This is a genomic window from Oleiphilus sp. HI0086 (assembly GCF_001635225.1).
The window spans coordinates 1-1,586 of the sequence record NZ_LWFZ01000872.1 but is presented as its reverse complement, the minus strand read 5'-3'; the positions used below and the strand labels follow the sequence as shown (position 1 = coordinate 1,586).

The 1,586-nt window shown below is 44.3% G+C and carries 1 protein-coding gene; it reads left to right on the top strand.

All coding sequences use genetic code 11. From position 1 onward, the window contains the following. Positions 1–1,586 (top strand): RND family transporter (locus tag A3756_RS15710; protein WP_156490523.1); only part of this gene is annotated, 1,586 nt, incomplete at both ends.

Sequence of the window (1,586 nt, the reverse complement as noted above, 5' to 3'; positions counted from 1 at the left end):
GTCCCTCGAAAGCTGGTTCAAAGATGATGATCCAACTAAAGTTTCTTTAGATAAATATCGACAGCAGTTTGGCAGTGATGACGGCATCTATATTGTTTACGAAGCTCAGGATGGAAATGTTTTCTCATCAAAATCTGTAGCCACTATTAGGGCCTTTCACCAGCAGCTCGATGACCACCGGCTTGGACTAAGCAGCGAAGATGTTTCTCCAGAATTTGATCGTGGAATACTTCAGCGAATTGATCAAATTGACAGTTTGTACAATGCGCGGTATCAGGTAGCAGATAAAGACACGCTTATCTCTAAGAAATTGTACGCTCAGGATTATCCAACTAGCGATCTCGAGCTAGAGCAACGAAAATCTATTGCGCTAGGGCAGGACGCTTTTAAGTTAGCGTACTTTTCGCCAGATCATAGATTCGGCGGTATTCGTATAAAAACCGATTTTGGCGTTATCTCTTCCTCAGAACCCCAGGTTGACGAAGGTGTTGATTTACTCCAAGGCGATGAATTTGAGTTTGATGACGCAGCAGTTGAGATAGTGTCAACGGAGCTCAGTGATGAGCCTATTGATTTTGAAGAAATGAGTATGGATGAGTACTTAGTTTTTATGACGTCTCTGCGTACCGTTGCTGCAAAGCCTGAATTCGCTCATTTCAGTTTCCACTTTACAGGCAACGCCGCCATGATGGAGTTTGCCATGAACAATATGGCTCAAGCGTCGATGTTAATGGGCTTAATGCTATTGGCCGTTGTTACCTTGCTGTGGATACTGTTTCGCTCTTTTTCAGCTGTCGTTTGGCCGGTCGTTGTGATTTCGTTTTCGGCCTTCTGGTCTATAGGTTTTCTGAGCGCAATTGGCGTTACTTTGTCGACAATGGTGAGTCTGTCATTCATGTTGATACTGGCCGTTGGAACTGCTGACTGTGTACATGTGCTGAGCGCATATATGCTATACAGACAAGAAGGTGAGGAGCATCGCCCTGCGATGCGAATGGCCTATCGCAAAACCGGCATCCCTATATTTTTAACAACCATCACGACCATGGCGGGTATGATGGCCCTGATGATTAGCGATCTACCTCAAATAGCCATCTTTGGTTTAAATTCTGCCCTAGGTGTCGGTGTAGCTTTCATTTTTACATTATTTCTTTTACCTGTACTACTAGATCTCTGGCATCCGTATCATCTGAAAGCGTCCAAGAAAGCCGAGGCAAAGAAGAGCAAGTATGCGTCGGGTGGAGGTGCAGGAAGAGCAAGTTCGCTTCAACACTTCCTTGATAAAATACCCGCGTACATTAAAAGAAAGAGTAAAGTTGTCACGCTTTGTTATATCGCGCTTTTCGGCTTGTTTGTAATTGGTACGCTTCAAGTAAAAATTGACTCAAATTTAGTCGAATTGGCAAAAGAAGATGCACCGATTCGGGTTACTTACGATTTGGTCGACAAGGAGATGATGGGGGCACAGAATCTCGAGTTTATTGTTGACATGAAATCGTCTGATGCGCTTAAAGAACCGGCAGTACTTAAGGTGATTGATGCCTTCCAGGCTCACTTGGTCGAAACCTACCCTGACAGCGTTGTTA